This is a genomic window from Pseudoduganella namucuonensis (assembly GCF_900116645.1).
GTDB lineage: Bacteria > Pseudomonadota > Gammaproteobacteria > Burkholderiales > Burkholderiaceae_D > Rugamonas > Rugamonas namucuonensis.
In genome coordinates this window covers 17699-35714 of record NZ_FPBO01000018.1, presented here as the reverse complement: position 1 = coordinate 35714, position 18016 = coordinate 17699, and the positions used below count along the sequence as shown (strand labels likewise).

16 protein-coding genes are annotated in these 18016 nt (G+C 67.0%); 10 read left to right on the top strand and 6 right to left on the bottom strand.

All coding sequences use genetic code 11. From position 1 onward, the window contains the following. Positions 1-52 precede the first annotated feature (52 nt). Positions 53-769, bottom strand: a complete 717-nt coding sequence (locus BM436_RS18955; protein WP_229490499.1) for a Crp/Fnr family transcriptional regulator — start codon at positions 767-769, stop codon at positions 53-55. A 272-nt stretch (positions 770-1041) separates the two neighbouring features. Between BM436_RS18955 and BM436_RS18950 the strand changes: the two genes are divergently transcribed. Beyond that, positions 1042-1257 carry a hypothetical protein gene (locus BM436_RS18950; protein ID WP_229490484.1) on the top strand — a complete coding sequence of 72 codons (216 nt, stop codon included), beginning with the start codon at positions 1042-1044 and terminating at the stop codon, positions 1255-1257. 30 nt (positions 1258-1287) lie between these two features. Here BM436_RS18950 and pcaF read toward each other — a convergent pair whose 3' ends face one another. The 3 genes from pcaF to BM436_RS18935 are packed head-to-tail and all read right to left on the bottom strand — an operon-like array spanning position 1288 to position 3809. Continuing rightward, complete coding sequence (gene pcaF / locus BM436_RS18945) at positions 1288-2490, bottom strand: 3-oxoadipyl-CoA thiolase (RefSeq protein WP_093557090.1); 1203 nt, start codon at positions 2488-2490, stop codon at positions 1288-1290. A 12-nt stretch (positions 2491-2502) separates the two neighbouring features. Further along, positions 2503-3144, bottom strand: a complete 642-nt coding sequence (locus tag BM436_RS18940) for a CoA transferase subunit B (protein ID WP_093557089.1) — start codon at positions 3142-3144, stop codon at positions 2503-2505. Continuing rightward, entirely contained in the window at positions 3141-3809 is a 669-nt protein-coding gene (locus tag BM436_RS18935) for a 3-oxoacid CoA-transferase subunit A (protein WP_093557088.1), read from the bottom strand. Before BM436_RS18935 ends, BM436_RS18940 begins: the two co-directional genes overlap by 4 nt. Positions 3810-3962: 153 nt before the next feature. Here BM436_RS18935 and BM436_RS18930 point away from each other — a divergent pair, with 153 nt between their 5' ends. Both BM436_RS18930 and BM436_RS18925 read left to right on the top strand, forming a co-directional pair. Beyond that, a complete protein-coding gene (locus BM436_RS18930) occupies positions 3963-4805 on the top strand; it encodes an IclR family transcriptional regulator domain-containing protein (RefSeq protein ID WP_093557087.1) in 843 nt (280 codons plus the stop codon). A gap of 27 nt (positions 4806-4832) precedes the next feature. Next, positions 4833-5075: a hypothetical protein gene (locus BM436_RS18925; protein WP_143133220.1), complete on the top strand. Its 243-nt coding sequence runs from the start codon at positions 4833-4835 to the stop codon at positions 5073-5075. Here the strand turns inward: BM436_RS18925 and BM436_RS36275 are convergent. Further along, on the bottom strand, positions 5072-5392 hold the full coding sequence (locus BM436_RS36275; protein ID WP_143133219.1) for a DUF5710 domain-containing protein: 321 nt from the start codon (positions 5390-5392) through the stop codon (positions 5072-5074). The two genes, BM436_RS18925 and BM436_RS36275, sit on opposite strands and share 4 nt — an antisense overlap. A gap of 140 nt (positions 5393-5532) precedes the next feature. On the opposite strand from BM436_RS36275, the gene BM436_RS18915 reads away from it, so the two are divergent. The 7 genes from BM436_RS18915 (at position 5533) to BM436_RS38500 (ending at position 17518) form a co-directional block, all read left to right on the top strand. After that, positions 5533-6534 (top strand): LOG family protein, encoded by a 1002-nt coding sequence (locus BM436_RS18915; protein WP_143133218.1) that lies wholly within the window; start codon positions 5533-5535, stop codon positions 6532-6534. A 187-nt stretch (positions 6535-6721) separates the two neighbouring features. Beyond that, positions 6722-7753, top strand: a complete 1032-nt coding sequence (locus tag BM436_RS18910; protein WP_093557084.1) for an endonuclease/exonuclease/phosphatase family protein — start codon at positions 6722-6724, stop codon at positions 7751-7753. Positions 7754-7892: 139 nt separating this feature from the next. Next, positions 7893-9131: a DUF4861 family protein gene (locus BM436_RS18905; RefSeq protein WP_093557083.1), complete on the top strand. Its 1239-nt coding sequence runs from the start codon at positions 7893-7895 to the stop codon at positions 9129-9131. A gap of 94 nt (positions 9132-9225) precedes the next feature. After that, the gene (locus BM436_RS18900; RefSeq protein ID WP_093557082.1) at positions 9226-11958 is read left to right on the top strand and encodes an exo-rhamnogalacturonan lyase family protein; all 2733 of its coding nucleotides are present in this window, start codon (positions 9226-9228) and stop codon (positions 11956-11958) included. 14 nt (positions 11959-11972) lie between these two features. Continuing rightward, positions 11973-13247 carry a rhamnogalacturonan acetylesterase gene (locus BM436_RS18895; RefSeq protein ID WP_093557081.1) on the top strand — a complete coding sequence of 425 codons (1275 nt, stop codon included), beginning with the start codon at positions 11973-11975 and terminating at the stop codon, positions 13245-13247. A 116-nt stretch (positions 13248-13363) separates the two neighbouring features. Further along, positions 13364-15709 (top strand): TonB-dependent receptor domain-containing protein, encoded by a 2346-nt coding sequence (locus BM436_RS18890; RefSeq protein ID WP_143133217.1) that lies wholly within the window; start codon positions 13364-13366, stop codon positions 15707-15709. Between the two features lie 165 nt (positions 15710-15874). Then, positions 15875-17518 carry a methyl-accepting chemotaxis protein gene (locus BM436_RS38500; protein WP_093557079.1) on the top strand — a complete coding sequence of 548 codons (1644 nt, stop codon included), beginning with the start codon at positions 15875-15877 and terminating at the stop codon, positions 17516-17518. A 25-nt stretch (positions 17519-17543) separates the two neighbouring features. Here BM436_RS38500 and BM436_RS18880 read toward each other — a convergent pair whose 3' ends face one another. Then, on the bottom strand, positions 17544-18014 hold the full coding sequence (locus tag BM436_RS18880) for a nuclear transport factor 2 family protein (RefSeq protein WP_093557078.1): 471 nt from the start codon (positions 18012-18014) through the stop codon (positions 17544-17546). Positions 18015-18016 lie beyond the last annotated feature (2 nt).

Here is an 18016-nt window from a genome sequence, read left to right as displayed (position 1 = left end):
TTAAATATATTGTAAACAATCCGTTAATATTTCGGATGTGTGGCCCGGCGCATCAATGGCTGGCCAGCGTCTCCGGCGCGGCCATGCGCGAGGCGAAGTAGCAAGACCCGGCGGCCTCTTCCAGCGCCTCGCGGTCCAGCACGGCGATCACACCGCGGCGGCATTGGATGATGCCGTCCGTCTGCAGCTTGCCGGCGGCGGCCGTGATGCTTTCGCGGCGCACGCCCACCAGGTTGGCGATCAATTCCTGCGTCACCTTCAGTTCGTCGCACGAGGAGCGGTCCAGGCGCTCCAGCAGCCAGCGGCACAGCTTCTGCTCGATGCTGCTGTGGCGGCTGCTGACCACGTTCTGCGCCAGCTGGGCGAACATGCAACTGGTGTAGCGCATCAGCTGCTGGGCCATCATGCCGCCCTCGGCGAAGGCGTCGCGCAGCGCCTCGGTGCGCATGCGGTAGCCGTAGCCGGGCGTGGTGACCACCGCCGTGTTGCTGGCTTGCTCGCCGCGGTACATCGTCACGCCCAGCACGCCTTCGCGGCCGACCACGGCGATCTCGGTGGTGGCGCCGTCCTCGTTGATGTATTGCAGCGAGACGATGGCGTTGGTGGGGAAGTAGGCGAATTCGATTTTCTCGCCGAAGTCGTACAGGTGCTTGCCGACCGGGAGCTGCACCAGTTCCAGGTGCTCGAACAAACGCTCCAGGTCCCCGCGCGGCAATACGCGCAGCAGGTCGTTCTGCTGGGCGCCGGTGATGCTGATGGGCTGTGCCATCACCGCTGGACGGACGGTGGTTGGCGACGAGATGGACTGGGCGTTATACATGTGAAACCTCCGAGGCGTTTTTGTGTGATTCAGTGCCTCCACTGTAGACCCTGAATGAACTCGACCGTATCGGAGCGCACGAGCAACTCTTGTAGTACAAAAACATGACGGGATGTCATCTCATTCCTACGTGAGTTACCGCACATCCAGAAAGAACCGTTTCACCCATAATACGTAACAGCAGTAACAAATTCCCCTTCAACTACGTACGAATAATGCAGATGGACAACTTCGCACAAGCCCTCTATGCACTGAAACGCCAACGCATCGCAGTCGAGCGCACCCTGGGCGCCGGAACGACGGAAGAATGCGTGGTGGCGTCCCGCTGGGTCACAGCCTGGCAAAAACTGGTGCAGGCCAGGTTGGATCAAGACCTGGCCTCGCCGGTGCAAAACAGGCGCTTTGTGGACCGAAAGACGGGCCAGTATCTGCACTGACCCGTTTGCACTGAACCGTCGCGCCAGTCTCTACACCCGCTCGATCACGATCGCGATGCCCTGCCCCACGCCCACGCACATGGTGCACAGGGCGTAGCGGCCGCCGGTGCGGTGCAACTGGTACATCGCCGTCGTCACCAGGCGCGCGCCGCTCATGCCGAGTGGATGACCGAGCGCGATCGCGCCGCCCAGCTGGTTCACGCGGGGATCGTCGTCGCGCAGACCCAGTTCGCGCAACACCGCAAGACCCTGCGAGGCGAAAGCCTCGTTCAGTTCGATCACATCCATCTGCTCCAGCGTCATGCCCAGTTTGGCCATCAGCTTTTGCGTGGCCGGCACGGGGCCGATGCCCATCACGCGCGGCGCCACGCCGGCCGTCGCCATGCCGACGATGCGGGCGCGCGGCGTCAACCCGTGCTTTTGCGCCGCCTCGGCGCTGGCGATCAGCAGCGCGCAGGCGCCGTCATTGACGCCGGACGCGTTGCCCGCGGTGACGCTGCCGTCCGGCCGCACCACGCCCTTCAGCTTGGCCAGGGTCTCGATGCTGGTCTCGCGCGGATGCTCGTCCTGCGCGAAGAGGACGGCATCGCCTTTCTTCTGAGGGATCGCGACCGGCACGATCTCGTCGGCGAACAGGCCGTCGCGCTGGGCGCGCGCGGTCTTGGACTGGCTGCGCAGCGCGAAGCGGTCCTGGTCGTCGCGGCTGACGCCGTAGTCGTCGGCCACGTTCTCCGCCGTCTCCGGCATCGCGTCCACGCCGTACAGCTCCTTCATCACCTTGTTCGGGAAGCGCCAGCCGATGGTGGTGTCGTAGATGTTGGCGTTGCGGCTGAAGGCCGAATCGGCCTTGCCCATCACGAATGGCGCGCGCGTCATCGATTCCACGCCGCCGGCGATCATCAACTCGGCGTCGCCGGACTGGATCGCGCGGGCGGCCGTGCCCACCGCGTCCATGCCGGAGCCGCAAAGGCGGTTCACGGTGGAACCGGGCACCGACAGCGGCAGCCCCGCCAGCAGCGCCGACATGCGCGCCACGTTGCGGTTGTCCTCGCCGGCCTGGTTGGCGCAGCCGTAGATCACGTCGTCGATGGTGTTCCAGTCCACCGAGGGATTGCGGCGCATCAGTTCGCGCAGCGGGATGGCGCCCAGGTCGTCGGCGCGCATGTCCTTCAGCGCGCCGCCGTAGCGGCCGATCGGGGTGCGGATCGCGTCGCAGATAAATGCATCAACCATTTAGTCTTCTCCTTATTGAGGGCGCAGCAGCGGCGCGCCGGTGGCCGCCTGCAGTTCTTCGAATGTCAGGCCGGCGGCCATTTCGCGCACGGCCAGGCCGGCCGGCGTCACGTCCAGCACCGCCAGGTCGGTGTAGATGCGGTTGACGCAGCCGATGCCGGTCAGCGGGTAGGCGCATTGCGCCACGATCTTGCTCTCGCCGGTCTTGGTCTGGTGGTCCATCATCACGAACACCTGCTTGGCGCCGATCGCCAGGTCCATCGCGCCGCCCACGGCGGGGATGGCGTCCGGCGCGCCGGTGTGCCAGTTGGCCAGGTCGCCGCCGGCCGACACCTGGAAGGCGCCCAGCACGCACACGTCCAGGTGGCCGCCGCGCATCATGGCGAAGGCGTCGGCGTGGTGGAAGTAGGCGCCGCCCGTCAGCAGGGTGACCGGCTGCTTGCCGGCGTTGATCAGGTCCTCGTCCTCCTCGCCCTCGGCGGGCGCCGGGCCCATGCCCAGCAGGCCGTTCTCGCTGTGCAGGAACACCTCGCGGTCGGCCGGCAGGTAGTTGGCGACCTTGGTCGGCAGGCCGATGCCCAGGTTCACGTAGGCGCCTTCGGGAATGTCCCGGGCCACGCAGGCGGCCATCTCATCGCGGGTATATCGTTTCATTTGGAGCTCTCCTTAACAACACGCTGCACAAAGATGCCGGGGGTGACGATCACCTCGGGATCGAGTTCGCCCAGCGCCACCACGCTCTGCACCTGGGCGATGGTGATCTTGGCGGCCGTGGCCATGATGGGGCCGAAATTGCGGGCCGTCTTGCGGTACACCAGGTTGCCCCAGCGGTCGCCGCGCAGCGCCTTGATCAGCGCGAAGTCGGCGTGGATGGGCGATTCCAGCACGTAGTGGCGGCCGTTGATCAGGCGCGTCTCCTTGCCCTCGGCCAGCTGGGTGCCGTAGCCGGTGGGCGTGAAGAAGCCGCCGATGCCGGCGCCTGCGGCGCGGATGCGCTCGGCCAGGTTGCCTTGCGGCGTCAGTTCCAGCTCGATCTCGCCGGCGCGGTACAGCGCGTCGAACACCTGCGAATCGGCCTGGCGCGGGAAGGAGCAGATGATCTTGCGCACCCGCTTGGCCTTCAGCAGCGCCGCCAGCCCGGTCTCGCCGTTGCCCGCGTTGTTGTTGACGATGGTGAGCTCGCGCGCGCCCTGGGCGATCAGCGCGTCGATCAGCGCCGACGGCATGCCCGCGTTGCCGAAGCCGCCGATCATGACGGTGGCGCCGTCGTGCACGTCGGCGACGGCGCGTTCCAGCGATTCGTATGTCTTGTCGATCATGGTCCTGTCCTGTCAGAGTGGTGTACTATCGCATAATGTTCGATTATCGAACATATGTTTGTTTATCGCACACCGAAGTGTATCGACATAAAAGCCCGAAGGTCAAGAAAAAAACTCCTATCGGCTCCGCGAGGGGCCATATAAAATCACGCCATGCCTAAAACACCAGCCAACAAGACCGCCCCCGCCGAGGGCGCGGAGGAACGCGAACCGACCATCGCCGAGGAGATCGACGCCCTCACCGACCCCAATTTCATGACGTCGCTGGCGCGCGGCCTGGCCGTGGTGCGCGCCTTCAGCGACTCGCGCAAGCCGCAGACCATCGCCCAGCTGAGCCAGAAAACCGGCATCCCGCGCGCCGCGGTGCGGCGCTGCCTGCACACGCTGCAGCAGCTGGGCTATGTGGACGCGGAACTGAACAACTTCTCGCTGCGGCCCAAGGTGCTGACGCTGGGGTATTCCTACCTGTCGTCGACGCCATTGACGGTGTCGGCCCAGCCCTGCCTGAACGGCATCAGCCGGACGCTGAACGAATCGAGCTCGCTGGCCGTGCTGGACGACGGCGAAGTGCTGTACGTGGCGCGCGCCGCCACCTCGCGCGTGATGTCGGTGGCGCTGAACACGGGCAGCCGCCTTCCGGCCTACTGCACTTCTCTGGGCCGCGTGATGCTGGCGCAATTGGCGCCCGAGGAACTGGACGCGTACTTCGAAAAGACCAAGCTGCGCCCGATGACGGAGCGCACCGTGGTGTCGCAGAAGCGCCTGCGCGAGATCCTGGCCGAGGTGAAGCGGCAGGGATACGCGATCAACAACGAGGAACTGGAATTGGGACTGCGCTCGATCGCCGTGCCGGTGCGCGGCGCCTCGGGCGTGGTGCACGCGGCGCTGAACGTGGGCGCGCAGGCGGCGCGCGTCAGCGCCGAACAGCTGGAAAAGGAGTTCCTGCCCGTGCTGCTGCGGGGCGCGCAGGAGCTATCGGTGCTGCTGCCGAATTAGATTGATCGACGCCAGGGGAGACAAGCGATGCGCTGCCGGTTGTTGATGGTCTTCCTCGCCCTGTTCCTGCGCCACCACTACGCCGGGGCGGAATCCTACCACTGCGTGTCGTTCGAATATCCGCCGCTGATCAGCCTGGCGCCGGGCGGCGCCGAGCCTTCGGGCTTCGCGGTGGAGCTGGTCAAGCGCGTATTCCAACAGCTCGGCGCGACCGCCGAGTATCGCCACCTGCTGGAAAAATACCGGCTCGAGCCGGCCCCGCCGCGCTAGTCGCCCGCGCCGCTCCAGCGGCTGAACGGGGCGGCGTCCACGCCTTGCGGCACATACCACTTGCGGCGCTTGGGGTCCCAGCGGGCGCCCAGCTGCTTGGCCTCGTCCTTCTCCGCGAAGGGCACGTTCAATATCGTCACCGCCCGCGTGGACTTCACCTCGGCGCGCGGCGCGGGAGCGGCGGAGCGCACGTCCGTCGCTGGCGGCGACGCCTCGACCTGGCTGCCGTCCGCCAGCACCTCGATCCATTTGACACTGCCATCCTCGGCGGCGACGCGGGTTTTGTAGGGCGGATCGAACGGGAGCGTGGAAGTCATGGCGGCCTGGGAGTGAGCTGGGACGGCAATTATCCGGCACGGCGCCCGCCATGGCAAGGCGTGACAATTGGCGAGAATTCCTGGCGGAAAATCGGTATAGCATTATCGCCCCGACAACAATATCGAAAGGGAGGTGCGAGATGAAAGCCGAAATAAGCAACGCGAGTCAGTTGAAGGATTGGCTGGACGATCCGAGGCCGGCGGTATTCCAGGCCATGAATCTGCTGGACGTCTCCAGCGACATGGCGGAGCGCAACCTCAAGGACTGCGCTTTCCTGGGTTGCGTCGTGTCGCCCACCCTCGCGGCGGCGGCGGCGGTGGCGAACTGCCTGGTGCTGCCGCCGGCGCCGGACGTCCCCTTCGACCCGTACATCGCGAGCTTGTACACTCCCGACAAGCTTTATGACAAACTCGATCCAACGGTGCCGGGTTCCTACAACAACTGCCTGGACAAACGGATTTACGACAGCTATGCCGACGCCAAGCAGAACGTGCTCGAAGTGAGCTGCGACCTGATGCTGCTGCGCCGCATGCATGACGCCAGCATCACCGAGTCGCTGGACGACTGGATCGCCAGCCGCAAGCCGCGCACCGTGGCGATCATGGGCGGCCATGATCTGAACCGCGACGATCCGAAGTTCGCCAACGCGGCGCGGCTGGCGATGCGCCTCGCGCAGCAAGGCTTCCTCGTGGCCACCGGCGGCGGCCCCGGCGCCATGGAAGCCGCCAATCTCGGCGCGTACGCGGCCGGATTCGCGGCCCCCGAGCGGGTGCTGGACGCGGCGCTGGCCAAACTGGCGGAGGCGCCGAAGTTCAGCGTCGACATCGGCAAGTGGCTGCGCGTCGGCTACGCCGCCTGGAAAGAGATGGGCGTGCCGGAGTTCCCTGAAATGGGCGAAAACCTCGGCATTCCCACTTGGTTCTACGGCCACGAGCCAGCCAATGTCTTCGCCACCCGCATCGCCAAGTACTTCGAGAACAGCGTGCGCGAGGAAGGCCTGCTGGCCATCGCGCAGGGTGGCATCGTCTTCACCGAGGGGAACGCCGGCACGGTGCAGGAGATCTTCCAGGACGCGTGCCAGAACTACTACCGCACCTACGACAAGTACAAAAGCCCGATGGTGCTGCTGGACCGGGCGTAATGGAACCCGGCCTTCGGCGAGTACGAGGCCCCCGCCTCCAAGGCCAAGCCGCTCTATCCGCTGCTATGGAAACTGGCGACGCTGAAGGGCTTCGACGATTACCTGCTACTGACCGACGAAATCGACGCGGCGGTGCGGTTCATCGTCTCCCATCCGCCAGTCAAACAATGATCGAAGGGAGCGAATAATGAAAGTCTCGATTGCCACATTCAACGCCGAAAACCTGATCACGGCCGGCAAGCCGATCTACGACGAACCCAGGCCGCGCTACACGGCCGAACAGTATCCCCGGAAAGTGGGCTGGATGCGCGAACAGCTGTTGAAAATGAACGCCGACATCGTCGGCTTCCAGGAGGTGTTCGAAGAGCAGGCGCTGCGCGATTGCCTCGAAGGCACGCACATGGCGCAATGGCACCTGCGCACCGCCAATCCGACCGGGCTGGGACCGGTCAACGCCATCCTCAGCAAGTTCCCCATCGTCGACACGCGGGTGGTGGAGGACATCCCCGTGGCCTTCGAGTTCTACGACGACAGGCCCACCCGCGAGGCGCTCGACAGTCAGGCGGTGCCGATTCCCATCCAGAAGTTCTCGCGCGGCGTGCTGATCGCGAAGCTGCAGATCCGGGAGGGACTGGCGATGCAGGTGGTGGTGCTGCACCTGAAGTCCAAGCGCCCCATCTTCCGCGGCGCGGCCGATGGCGACAACGCCGGTTACGCCGAGCTGGCGCAGGGCAACGTGCGCTCGCTGATACGCCGCGCGGTGGAGGCCTGCGGCGTGCGCAAATTGATCAGCGAGGAGCTCGACAAGGACGACGGCACGCCGCTGTGCGTGCTCGGCGACATGAACGACAACGACACCTCCGTGACCAGCCAGGCCATCATCGGCGAGGAACCTTTCCGCAACCTGCCGCCGGCGGAAAAGGAAAAGCGCTGGCGCCACGTGCTGCAGAATTGCCGCGACGTCCAGGCCCGCAAAAGCATCGAGAACTTCCAGTATTCGTACATCCACAACGGCCACTACGAAAGCCTGGACAACATCTTCGTCAGCAACCACTTCGCGGACCTGAACAAGGCGAGGCTGGGACGGGTCATCGATGTGCGGCTGTTCAACGACCATGTCATCGACAGCAAGACATCGCTGGACCGCAAACCCTTCTTCGCCTCCGACCACGGCCAGGTGATGGCCAATCTGGAGATAAGCGACCCGCCACCGGCTTAACTTGGCCCGCCACGGCCGCGCCGCGTGTTTGCGCGCGTAACACTATGTATCAGTCATTTACATGATTACATGTGGGCGGCCGTTGACACTGTTGATCGGAATATCGATACTCGGACCCAAATCAACGCGAGGTCCTTCCATGTCGTCATCCCCCAAGCACAAACCCAGCACCGTCCTGATTTCCGCCCTCTTCGCCGCGGCCGCCGCCCAAGCCGGCGCCGCGGAGAAGCTTTCCATCACCGTCACCCACGAGCTGGCGGCCGCGCGGCCGGCCGAGACCATCGTGATTCCCTGGTCCGAGGTGAACCGCCACCTGCCCGGCGCGATGCTGCAGAAGATCGCCGTCAAGGACGCCGCCGGCCGCGTGCTGCCCTACCAGGTCACCAACGTCGCGCCGCAAGCGAAAGACCCCGAGAACAAGGGCATCGCCTACGGCGAGCTGATTTTCCAGCACGACTTCGCCACCGGCGAAAAGAGCGCCACCTTCACCGTCGAGAAGATCGACACCGTGGCGCCGGTCTTCCCGTCCAAGGTCTCGGCGCGCTACGTGCCGGAGCGCCTGGACGATTTCGCCTGGGAGAACGACAAGGTCGCCCACCGCACCTACGGTCCCGCGCTGGGCGCGCCCGCCGCCCCCGGCAGCGGCAAGGAGGTGCTGGTCACCAGCGGCCTGGATATCTGGTTCAAGCGCGTGGCCTACCCCATCGTCGATCGCTGGTACAACAAGGGCCACGACCACTACCACCACGACGAGGGCGAAGGCATGGACATGTACAACGTCGGCAAGTCGCGCGGCGCCGGCGGCGTGGGCATCTGGGACGGCAAGGCCCTGCACACCGCCCGCAACTACGCGACGTGGAAAGTGCTGGCCAACGGTCCCGTGCGCGCCATCTTCGAACTGAATTACGACGCCTGGGACGCGGCCGGCGTGAAGGTCTCGGAGGTCAAGCGCTTCACGGTGGACGCGGGCAGCTATTTCGACCAGATCGACAGCACCTTCACCTTCGAGGGAGCGAAGCAGCTGACCGCCGCCGTGGGCCTGAACCGGACGCCGACCGACAAGGGCCAGGAGCCGGCCATCGAAGCCATCGCCCCGAACGCCCCGGCCATCGGCCAGTGGGTGGTCCAGAAGAGCAATGGCGCCTTCGGCACCGCGATCATCATCCCCTCGGTGCAGGGGCCCAAGACGGCGGCCGACGACCTGAACCAGCTGATCCTGGCGCCGGTCACCTCCGGCCAGCCGCTGCGCTACTACGTGGGCGCCGCGTGGGACCGCGGCAGCGAGTTCAAGACCCGGGAAGACTGGACCCGCCATGTCGCCGCCCAGGCCGCGCGCGCACAGTCGCCGGTCAAGGTGACGCTGGCAGCCGTCAAGTAAGCGGCGAAGACACACCATCCGCGCGGCGGGCCGGTATCGCCGCCCCGGTATCGCTCCCCGATATCCCGCCGCGCATCCACACATCCCAGATATCATGCCGCCACTTACCCGCCGTTCCTTCATCCAGGCCTCGATACTCGCTTCCCTGCCGCTGGCGACCACCGGCAAGGCGGAGCGGCAATCCCCGGCCACGACGCCTCCCGCCGCCCGCCCCGCCGGGGGCCCGGCGTTCAACCCGGCCGCCGGCGCCGCGCTGCGCTGGCTGGACGGCGCCGTGCCCGCGCTGTCGGCCGGCGCCACGCTCGGCCTGCCCTGGCCGAAAGGCGCTTTCCTTGGCGGCCAGTCCTTCGTGCTGACCGCGCCGGACGGCGCCGAAGTGCCGCTGCAAACCTGGCCCACCGCCTACTGGCCTGACGGATCGCTGAAGTGGACCGCGCACGCGCTTCCGGCCGGCGCCGGCCTGGCGAAGGACCTGGTCATCAAGCCCGGCAAGGCCAAACCGCATGCCGGCCACATGGTGCGCGTACAGGACGGCGCCGAGGCCATCGAGGTCGACACCGGCGTGATCCGCTGCACGGTGCTGCGCTACGGCCCCGAGCTGATACGTTCCATCCGCCGCGACGGCCGCGAGATCGCCCGCGCCGGCCGTCTCGTCGCATTGACCGACGACCAGCCGGACGCCTCCAGCGGCACCGTGCGCCAGACCAGCCATGAAAGCGCCGTCAAATCGGTCACCGTGGAGCAGAACGGCCCGGTGCGCGCCGTGCTCCGGATAGAGGGCAAGCACCGCAGCGGCCAGCGCGAATGGTTGCCCTTCATCGTGCGCCTGTACTTCCACGCGGGCGCCGAATCGGTGCGCGTCATGCACACCTTCATCTTCGACGGCGACGAGCACAAGGACTACGTGCGCGGCATCGGCCTGCGCTTCGGTGTGCCGCTGCGCGACGAGATGCACAACCGCCATGTGCGCTTCGCCGGCGAGGACAAGGGCGTGTGGGGCGAAGGCGTGCGCACCCTCACCGGCCTGCGCCGCGATCCGGGCGCCATGTTCCGCAAGGCCCAGGTGGCGGGCCTGCCGGTGCCGCCGCTGGAGCAGATGAACAAGCAGGTGCGAGAGCGCCTGCACCTGATCCCGGCCTGGGGCGACTTCACGCTGTCGCAACTGTCGGCCGACGGCTTCCAGATCCGCAAGCGCACCAAGCCCGGCCACGGCTGGATCGACGCCGCGTGGGGCCGCCGCGCGCCGGGCTCCGGCTACGTCGGCGGCGTCTCGGGCGGCGTGGCCTTCGGCCTGCGCGACTTCTGGCAGCGCCACCCCACCCAGCTCGACATCCGCAACGCCCACACCGACGCCGCCGAGGTCACGCTGTGGATGTGGTCCCCCGACGCGCCGGCCATGGACATGCGCTTCTACCACGACGGCCTGGGCATGGAAACCCACGAGGACGAACGCGAAGGCCTGGAGATCACCTACGAGGACTACGAAAAGGGCTACGGCAGCCCGGTCGGCGTGGCCCGCAGCAGCGAGATCACCCTGTTCGCGCTGGACGCGACGCCGTCCCGCGAACGCATGGCGCAACTGGCGGACTTCGTGCGACAGCCGCCGCAACTGGTGGCCCAGCCGGCCCACTACCTGGCATGCAACGTGTTCGGCGGCATGTGGACGCTGCCGGACCGCACGCACCCGCTCAAGGCGCGCATCGAGGATGAGCTGGACCGGCGCTTCGACTACTACCGCAGCCAGGTCGAGCAGCACCACTGGTACGGCTTCTGGAACTACGGCGACGTGATGCACACCTACGACGAGGACCGCCACACCTGGCGCTACGACGTGGGCGGCTACGCCTGGGACAATTCGGAGCTGTCGCCGGACCTGTGGCTGTGGTATTCCTTCCTGCGCACCGGCCGCGCGGACATCTTCCGCCTGGCCGAGGCCATGGTGCGCCACACCAGCGAGGTGGACATGTACCACCTGGGCCAGTTCGCCGGCCTGGGCTCGCGCCACAACGTGCAGCACTGGGGCTGCAGCGCCAAGCAGGTGCGCATCAGCGCGGCCGTGTACCGCCGCTTCTACTACTACCTGACGGCCGACGAGCGCATCGGCGACATCATGCGCGAGCTGCTGGACGCGGACGCCAAGCTGGGCGCCGTGGATCCGGTGCGCAAGCTGAAGGACGCGCCGCCGGCCGGCGCCTATCCGGTGCGCGCCGCCTTCGGCACCGACTGGGGCTCGCTGGCCGGCAACTGGCTGACCGAGTGGGAGCGCGGCGGCGACAAGCGCTATCGCGACAAGCTGCTGACCGGCATGCGCGACATCGCCGCCATGCCCAAGGGCTTCTTCAACGCCGAGCGCGCCGGCTACGAGCCGGCCAACGGCCACCTGCACAACATGGTGGGCGAGGACGTGCAGGCGTCGCACCTGAACGCCGTTTTCGGCGCGGTGGAGATCTTCGCCGAGCTGATCTCGGTGACCGGGCGCGCCGACTTCGAGAAGGCGTGGCTGCAGTACTGCGCCATGTACAACGCGCCCAAGGACCTGCAGATCAAGACCCTGGGCAAATCGCACACCGGCACCAACGCGCTGCGCGTGGGCCATTCCCGCCTGACCGCCTATGCCGCGTGGCGCACGCAGGACGCGGCGCTGGCCAAGCGCGCCTGGCGCGAATTCAACGAGCGCCCCGCCCCGCTGGTGCGCACGGTGCGGGTCGGCGGACCGGACGTGCTCAACCCGGTCGACGAGGTGGCGTGGCTCAGCACCAACGACACCGCGCAGTGGGGCCTGGCCGCGATCCAGAACCTGGCTCTGGTCGGCGACCATATCGAATAATCAACGGAACCAACATGAACCACAGATTCCATCCCGCCGCCCTGGCGCTGCTGGCGGTAGCCTGCGCCGCCCAAGCGCAGGCGCCACGCAAGTTCGACTTCAGCGACAAGCCGGCGCCCGGCTACACCGCAGTCTCCCCCGCCACCGACTACACGCCGGCGCGCGGCTACGGCTACGAGGTTCCGGCGGCGGGCGGCAAGCCGTCCTACTTCTCCGTCGACCTCCCCGAGGGCAATTACAACGTCACCGTCACGCTGGGCGGCGCCGCCGAAGGCAGCACCACCATCAAATCCGAACTGCGCCGGCTGATGCTGGAAAACGTGCGCACCGCCGCCGGCGCCACCGCGACGCGCACCTTCACCGTGAACGTGCGCACGCCGAAGATCCCCGCCGGCGCCACGCTGCGGGCCGGCTCGGTCGCCCTCAAGGCCCCGCGCGAGACCGTGCAGGAAGCCTGGAACTGGGACCGGCGCCTGACGCTGGAATTCAACGGCGCCGCGCCCGCCGTGCGCACCCTGGAAATCGCCCCGGCCGAGGTGCCCACGCTGTTCCTGCTGGGCGACTCCACCGTCAGCGACCAGCCGGGCGAGCCTTACGCCAGCTGGGGCCAGATGCTGCCGCGCTTCTTCAAGCCCGGCATCGCCATCGCCAACCACGCGCAATCGGGCGAGACCTACCGCGACTCGCTGGCGCGCCGGCGCATCGACAAGATCCTCAGCGCCATGCAGCCGGGCGACACCGTGCTGATGCAGTTCGGCCACAACGACCAAAAGCAGATCAAGGACGGCAAGGGCGGCCCCTTCACCACCTACAAGGCCGAGATCAAGGCCCACGTCGACGCCATCCGCGCGCACAGCGGCGTGCCGGTCATCATCTCGCCCATGGAGCGCCGCCGCTTCGACGACCAGGGCAAGGCCGGCATCACGCTGCAGGACTACGCGGACGCGGCGCGCCAATCGGCGCGGGAACTGGGCGTGGCCTTCATCGACCTGCACGCCATGAGCGTTCCCCTGTACCAGACGTTGGGACCGGAAGCGTCCAAGGCGGCCTTCGCGTCCACCGGCCCCGGCCACCTGGACAACACCCACCACAGCAACTACGGCGCCTATGAGCTGGCGCAGGCCGTGGCGGCCGGGATGCGCAAGGCCGGCCTGCCCGCCGCCTCCTATATCGCCGATGGTTATGGCGCCTTCGACCCGGTCCGGCCGGACCCGTTCGCGTCCTTCGCCGTCCCGGCGAGCCCCACCCACAGCAATGAGCGGCCGCTGGGCGACGAGACCAACCAATAAAAGAGCCGTGCGGCGCGCGTTGGAAACAATGCGTTAACAATCATGCGCTACGCTGCGCGGGGCGCATGATTGTTAACGCGGATCCGCGCGCGCCGCAACCAAAGAAAATCCGAACAGTGAACCACCTGCCCAAGCCATCGACCACATCCCGGCTCTTGCTCGCCAGTTGCCTATGCCTGGCCGGCGGCGCCCATGCGCAAACGGCCCAGAAGCCGCCAGCGCCGGAGAAGCCCCAGCCGGCCAAACCCAAGCCCGCCCCGGCGGCCGAACCGTCCAAGGCGGCGGAGACGCCGGCCGAAACGCCAGTCGGCACGCAGACCGGCACCCAGGCCCCGGCCGAAATGGCCAGCGTGGTGGTGGCGGCCGAGCGGCAGACCACACGCATCGACCGCGACGTCTACGACGTCAAGAGCGATGCCAGCAGCTCCAACGGCACGGCGGCCGACGCGCTCAATTCCGTGCCCTCGGTGGCGGTGGACCCGGACGGCTCGGTGACCTTGCGCGGCAGCCAGAACGTGCAGATCATGGTGGACGGCAAACCATCGGCCATGATGCAGGGCGATAACCGCGGCGCGGCGCTGATGTCGATCCCGGCCGACGACATCGAGTCGATCGAGGTGATCAACAACCCCGGCGCCCAGTTCGGCAACGAGGGCGGCAGCGGCCCCATACTGAATCTCGTCATGCGCCGCAACCGCCGCGCGGGGGGCTTCGCGGCCATCAACGCCAACGCCGGCACGGCGGGGCGCTACAACACCTCCGTGACCGGCTCGTACAACACTGGCCCGTTCGGCATGCAGGGCGGCTTGAATGTGCGCCACGATGGCCGCGATTCGGTCGGCAGCACGGTGCGCGACCGCTACGACCCGTTCAGCGGCGCCATGCTGCACAGCACCCAGACCGGTAGTTCCACCGGCTTGAACGACACGGTGGGCGTGAACGGATCGGTGCACTACAACGCCACCGCCAAGGACACCGTGGGCGCCAGCTTCTCCTACAGCGGCAGCAGCAACGACAACCAATCCCTCGACCACTACCTGCGCTACAACCAGGCGCGGTTGGTGGACACCGACTATGTGCGCACCAGCGCCCGGAGCGGCGACCGGCGCAACACCGGCTTCGGCGCCCGCTGGGACCACAAGGGCGGCGCGGACGGCGAAGAGTTCAAAATGGACTTGCGCGTGACCGACTCGGACAACACCGCCTTCAATCGCTACGCGAACATGTACGCCCCCGGATCGCTGCGCGGCACCAGTGGCCAAAGCCGCCAGAACAACGAGGCCGACACCCGCATCATCGACTACACCGGCGACTACGAGCTCCCCAGCGACAAGGGCATACTCCGGCTGGGCTACAAGCTGTCGCGCACCCGCAGCGGCAACGACATCCTGGATGTGAACATCGATCCGGCGACGCAGGCCGAAACCGTCAACACGCAGCGCACCAACCGCTTCAGCGTGACGGAAAAGAACTACGCGCTGTACGGCTCCTACGAAAAGCCGCTGGACGCCTACTGGGGCATCCAGGGCGGCCTGCGCGTGGAGCGCACGGAGCTGGACATCCAGCAGCTGACCCAGAACATCGATGCCGCCAACAGCTACACCAACCTGATCCCCAGCGCCTACGCGCTGCGCAAATGGAACGACGGCACCAAGCTGCGCTTCTCCTATTCGCACCGCATACGGCGCCCGAACGGCAACGAGCTCAATCCCTTCATCATCTACCGCGACGAGTTCAATGTCTCTTCGGGCAATCCCAGGCTGAAACCGACGCAGCGCGATTCGATCGAAGTGGCTTACGACGCCAAGTACGCCGGCGTGGACACCAAAATACGCGGCTATTTCAACAAGGAGACCGACGCGATCCTGGAGCGGCGCTACTTCATCAACGACACCGTGCTGCTGACCACGCGCGACAACGCGGGCGGCACCCACAGCGGCGGCGTGGAACTGAACCTGGGCGGCAAGCTGCTGCCGGGCCTGAGCCTGAACGGCAATATGAACCTGCTGCGCACCCAGCAGCGCCTGCTGGAACTCACTGGCGCGGAAAGCCGCCGCATGGTCAACTCGCTGTCGGCCCGCATCCGCGTCAATTACCAGCTCGGCGCGGCGGACCAGTTGCAGGCCATGATCATGGCGCAGGGTAAAACGTTGATGGGGCAGCTCGAACGCCAACCCACCACCACCGTCAACCTCACGCTGCGGCACGCCTTCACGCCGCAGTTCGCCATGGTGCTGAACGTGACGGACGCCTTCGCCGGCAACCGGAATAAGTCCCTCATCGACTCCGCCACCTTGAAGGAGACGCGCATTTTCAGCTACGACAGCCGCATCGTCTACCTGGGGCTGACCTACCGCTTCGGCGGCTTCGCCCCCGCTGGCGGCGGTGGACGCAACAACGGCGGCGGCGGGCGCAATGGCGGCTTGGGCGGTGTTGGCCCCCGGCCCGGCGTGGGCGACTGACGGACGGGGGTAGGCGCCTTCCGCGCCGCACCCGGCCGGCGGCAATCCCCAATTGATTTATTTCTACATAACAAGAAATTCTCTCTCAATCCAACACTTTCCTGATGGTATTGATCTAAAATCGGTGCACGGCCGCAACCGTCGGCTATCACCGCTGGAGATCGTATGAAGCGCACGCTCGACATCAAGACCCGGTTCGCCCTGCTGCTTGGGTGTTTCACCCTGGGTTACGCGGCCTACGGGGCCTGGTCCTTCAAGGTGATGAGCGAAATCAGCGTCGACGGTCCCATCTACGAGCGCATCGTGCAGAGCAAGGACCTGGTGGCAGACATCCTGCCGCCGCCCGCCTACATCATCGAATCCTACCTCGTCACCCACGAAATGCTGGGCGCCGGCCCCGCCGAGCGGGCCCCGCTGGTGGAACGCCTGCGCGCCCTGCAGGCCGACTACGAGACCCGCCACAAGTTCTGGCAGCAGCAGGCGCTGGAGCCGGCGCTGAAACAAAGCATGCTGCAGGACGCCGACCGGGCCGCCCGCGACTTCTACACCGTGGCGCAGAGCGAGTTCGTGCCCGCCGTCCAGCGCGGCGACCAGGCCGCCGCCGCCGCGGCCATGGCGCGCCTGGCGCCGCATTACGCCGCCCACCGCCGCGCCATCGACCAGACCGTCCAACTGGCGAACCAGCGCTATGCCACCGACGAAGCGGACGCCAAGAAACGCATCGCGTCCGCCAACTGGCAGCTGCTGGCGATACTGGGCCTGTCTTTGGCGGCCGGCGTGGGCGTGGCCGTGCAGATCCTGCGCAAGCTTTTCCGCCAACTGGGCGACGACCCGGCCGTGGCGGCCAACGTGGCCAACCGCATCGCGGCGGGCGACCTCACGGTGGAGATCAACCTGCGTCCGGGCGACGACACCAGCCTGCTGCACGCCATGCAGGGCATGCGCGACAACTTGGCCAAGCTGGTGGCGGAGGCCCATAACGCGACCGCGGGCATCTCCGCCGCCTCGGCCCAGATCGCGAGCGGCAACCAGGACCTGGCGCAACGCACCGCCGCGCAGGCCGGCTCCCTGGAGCGCACCTCGCATTCCATGGAGGACTTGACCGAAACCGTGGCGCAGAACGCCGGCCACGCGCGGCAAGCCAACGAACTGGCGGCCGAGGCCTCGGACGTCGCCCGCCGCGGCGGCGCGGTGGTGGCGCAGGTGGTCGGCACCATGGGGGCCATCAGCGACTCCTCCAGAAGGATCGTCGACATCATCGGCGTCATCGACGGCATCGCCTTCCAGACCAATATCCTGGCGCTCAACGCGGCCGTGGAGGCCGCGCGCGCCGGCGAACAGGGGCGCGGCTTCGCCGTGGTGGCGTCCGAGGTTCGCAACCTGGCGCAACGCTCGGCCTCCGCCGCGCGCGAAATCAAGACCCTGATCACGGACTCGGTGCAGAAGGTGGAAGCGGGCAACCTGCTGGCCGGCCAGGCCGGGGAGCTGATGCGGGACGTGGTGGGCAGCGTCGAGCGCGTGACCGGCATCATGAACGACATCACGCGCGCCAGCGGCCAGCAAAGCGGCGGCATCGCCGAGGTGCGCCAGGCCATCAGCGAAATGGACGCGGCCACCCAGCAGAACGCGGCCCTGGTGGAGGAAGCCGCGGCGGCGGCGTGCTCGATGCGCGAGCAGGCCAGTCACCTGGTGGACGTGGTGAGCGTCTTCAAGCTCGGCGCCATGGCGGCCAACATCAGCCCCATCGGCGCCGCGCGCCCCGCCGGCGCGCGGCCGAAACACGCGCCGCTGCGGAGGATCGCCGCCTAAGATCGCGGCGCACAGGGCGCCGGGACTATCCCCCGCCCACCTTTCCGCCCTCGCTGGTCCACACTTTCATGGTCTGCACGGACAGCAGGCGGCACTCGCCGCCGCTGTTCACATAGGTGCGCATGAACTGGTAGCGGTTGGTGCGCCACGTCTTGCCGTCCGCGTTCCACGTGTCCACCGAACTCAGTCCGCGCAGCACCACGGTGTCGCCCAGCACGTGGGCCTTCACCTCGCTGGTGGTGCGTGCCTTGGGGATCGAGGCCGGCTTGCGGGCCCTCGCCAGCAGGTCCGCCTTGGCGTCGATGGAGGACACCAGGTTGTGCACCCACACGAAATCGTCCGCCAGGTGCTTCTCGAGGAAGGCCGGATCGCCGACCCGCATCGCCTCCTCGTACTGCGAATCGCGCGCGATCAGCTCGGGGATGGGGAGGCATGGCGCGGCTTGCGCCACAAGCGGCAGCGCGCCGCACAGGTAGAACAGCAGGGTTGGTTTCATCG

What these genes read in the sequence shown, in the direction of transcription:
- BM436_RS18955 (WP_229490499.1), bottom strand. Translation starts at nt 769, where the DNA reads ATGGCACAGCCCATCAGCATCACCGGCGCCCAGCAGAACGACCTGCTG.
- BM436_RS18950 (WP_229490484.1), top strand. Translation starts at nt 1,042, where the DNA reads ATGGACAACTTCGCACAAGCCCTCTATGCACTGAAACGCCAACGCATC.
- pcaF (WP_093557090.1), bottom strand. Translation starts at nt 2,490, where the DNA reads ATGGTTGATGCATTTATCTGCGACGCGATCCGCACCCCGATCGGCCGC.
- BM436_RS18940 (WP_093557089.1), bottom strand. Translation starts at nt 3,144, where the DNA reads ATGAAACGATATACCCGCGATGAGATGGCCGCCTGCGTGGCCCGGGAC.
- BM436_RS18935 (WP_093557088.1), bottom strand. Translation starts at nt 3,809, where the DNA reads ATGATCGACAAGACATACGAATCGCTGGAACGCGCCGTCGCCGACGTG.
- BM436_RS18930 (WP_093557087.1), top strand. Translation starts at nt 3,963, where the DNA reads ATGCCTAAAACACCAGCCAACAAGACCGCCCCCGCCGAGGGCGCGGAG.
- BM436_RS18925 (WP_143133220.1), top strand. Translation starts at nt 4,833, where the DNA reads ATGCGCTGCCGGTTGTTGATGGTCTTCCTCGCCCTGTTCCTGCGCCAC.
- BM436_RS36275 (WP_143133219.1), bottom strand. Translation starts at nt 5,392, where the DNA reads ATGACTTCCACGCTCCCGTTCGATCCGCCCTACAAAACCCGCGTCGCC.
- BM436_RS18915 (WP_143133218.1), top strand. Translation starts at nt 5,533, where the DNA reads ATGAAAGCCGAAATAAGCAACGCGAGTCAGTTGAAGGATTGGCTGGAC.
- BM436_RS18910 (WP_093557084.1), top strand. Translation starts at nt 6,722, where the DNA reads ATGAAAGTCTCGATTGCCACATTCAACGCCGAAAACCTGATCACGGCC.
- BM436_RS18905 (WP_093557083.1), top strand. Translation starts at nt 7,893, where the DNA reads ATGTCGTCATCCCCCAAGCACAAACCCAGCACCGTCCTGATTTCCGCC.
- BM436_RS18900 (WP_093557082.1), top strand. Translation starts at nt 9,226, where the DNA reads ATGCCGCCACTTACCCGCCGTTCCTTCATCCAGGCCTCGATACTCGCT.
- BM436_RS18895 (WP_093557081.1), top strand. Translation starts at nt 11,973, where the DNA reads ATGAACCACAGATTCCATCCCGCCGCCCTGGCGCTGCTGGCGGTAGCC.
- BM436_RS38500 (WP_093557079.1), top strand. Translation starts at nt 15,875, where the DNA reads ATGAAGCGCACGCTCGACATCAAGACCCGGTTCGCCCTGCTGCTTGGG.
- BM436_RS18880 (WP_093557078.1), bottom strand. Translation starts at nt 18,014, where the DNA reads ATGAAACCAACCCTGCTGTTCTACCTGTGCGGCGCGCTGCCGCTTGTG.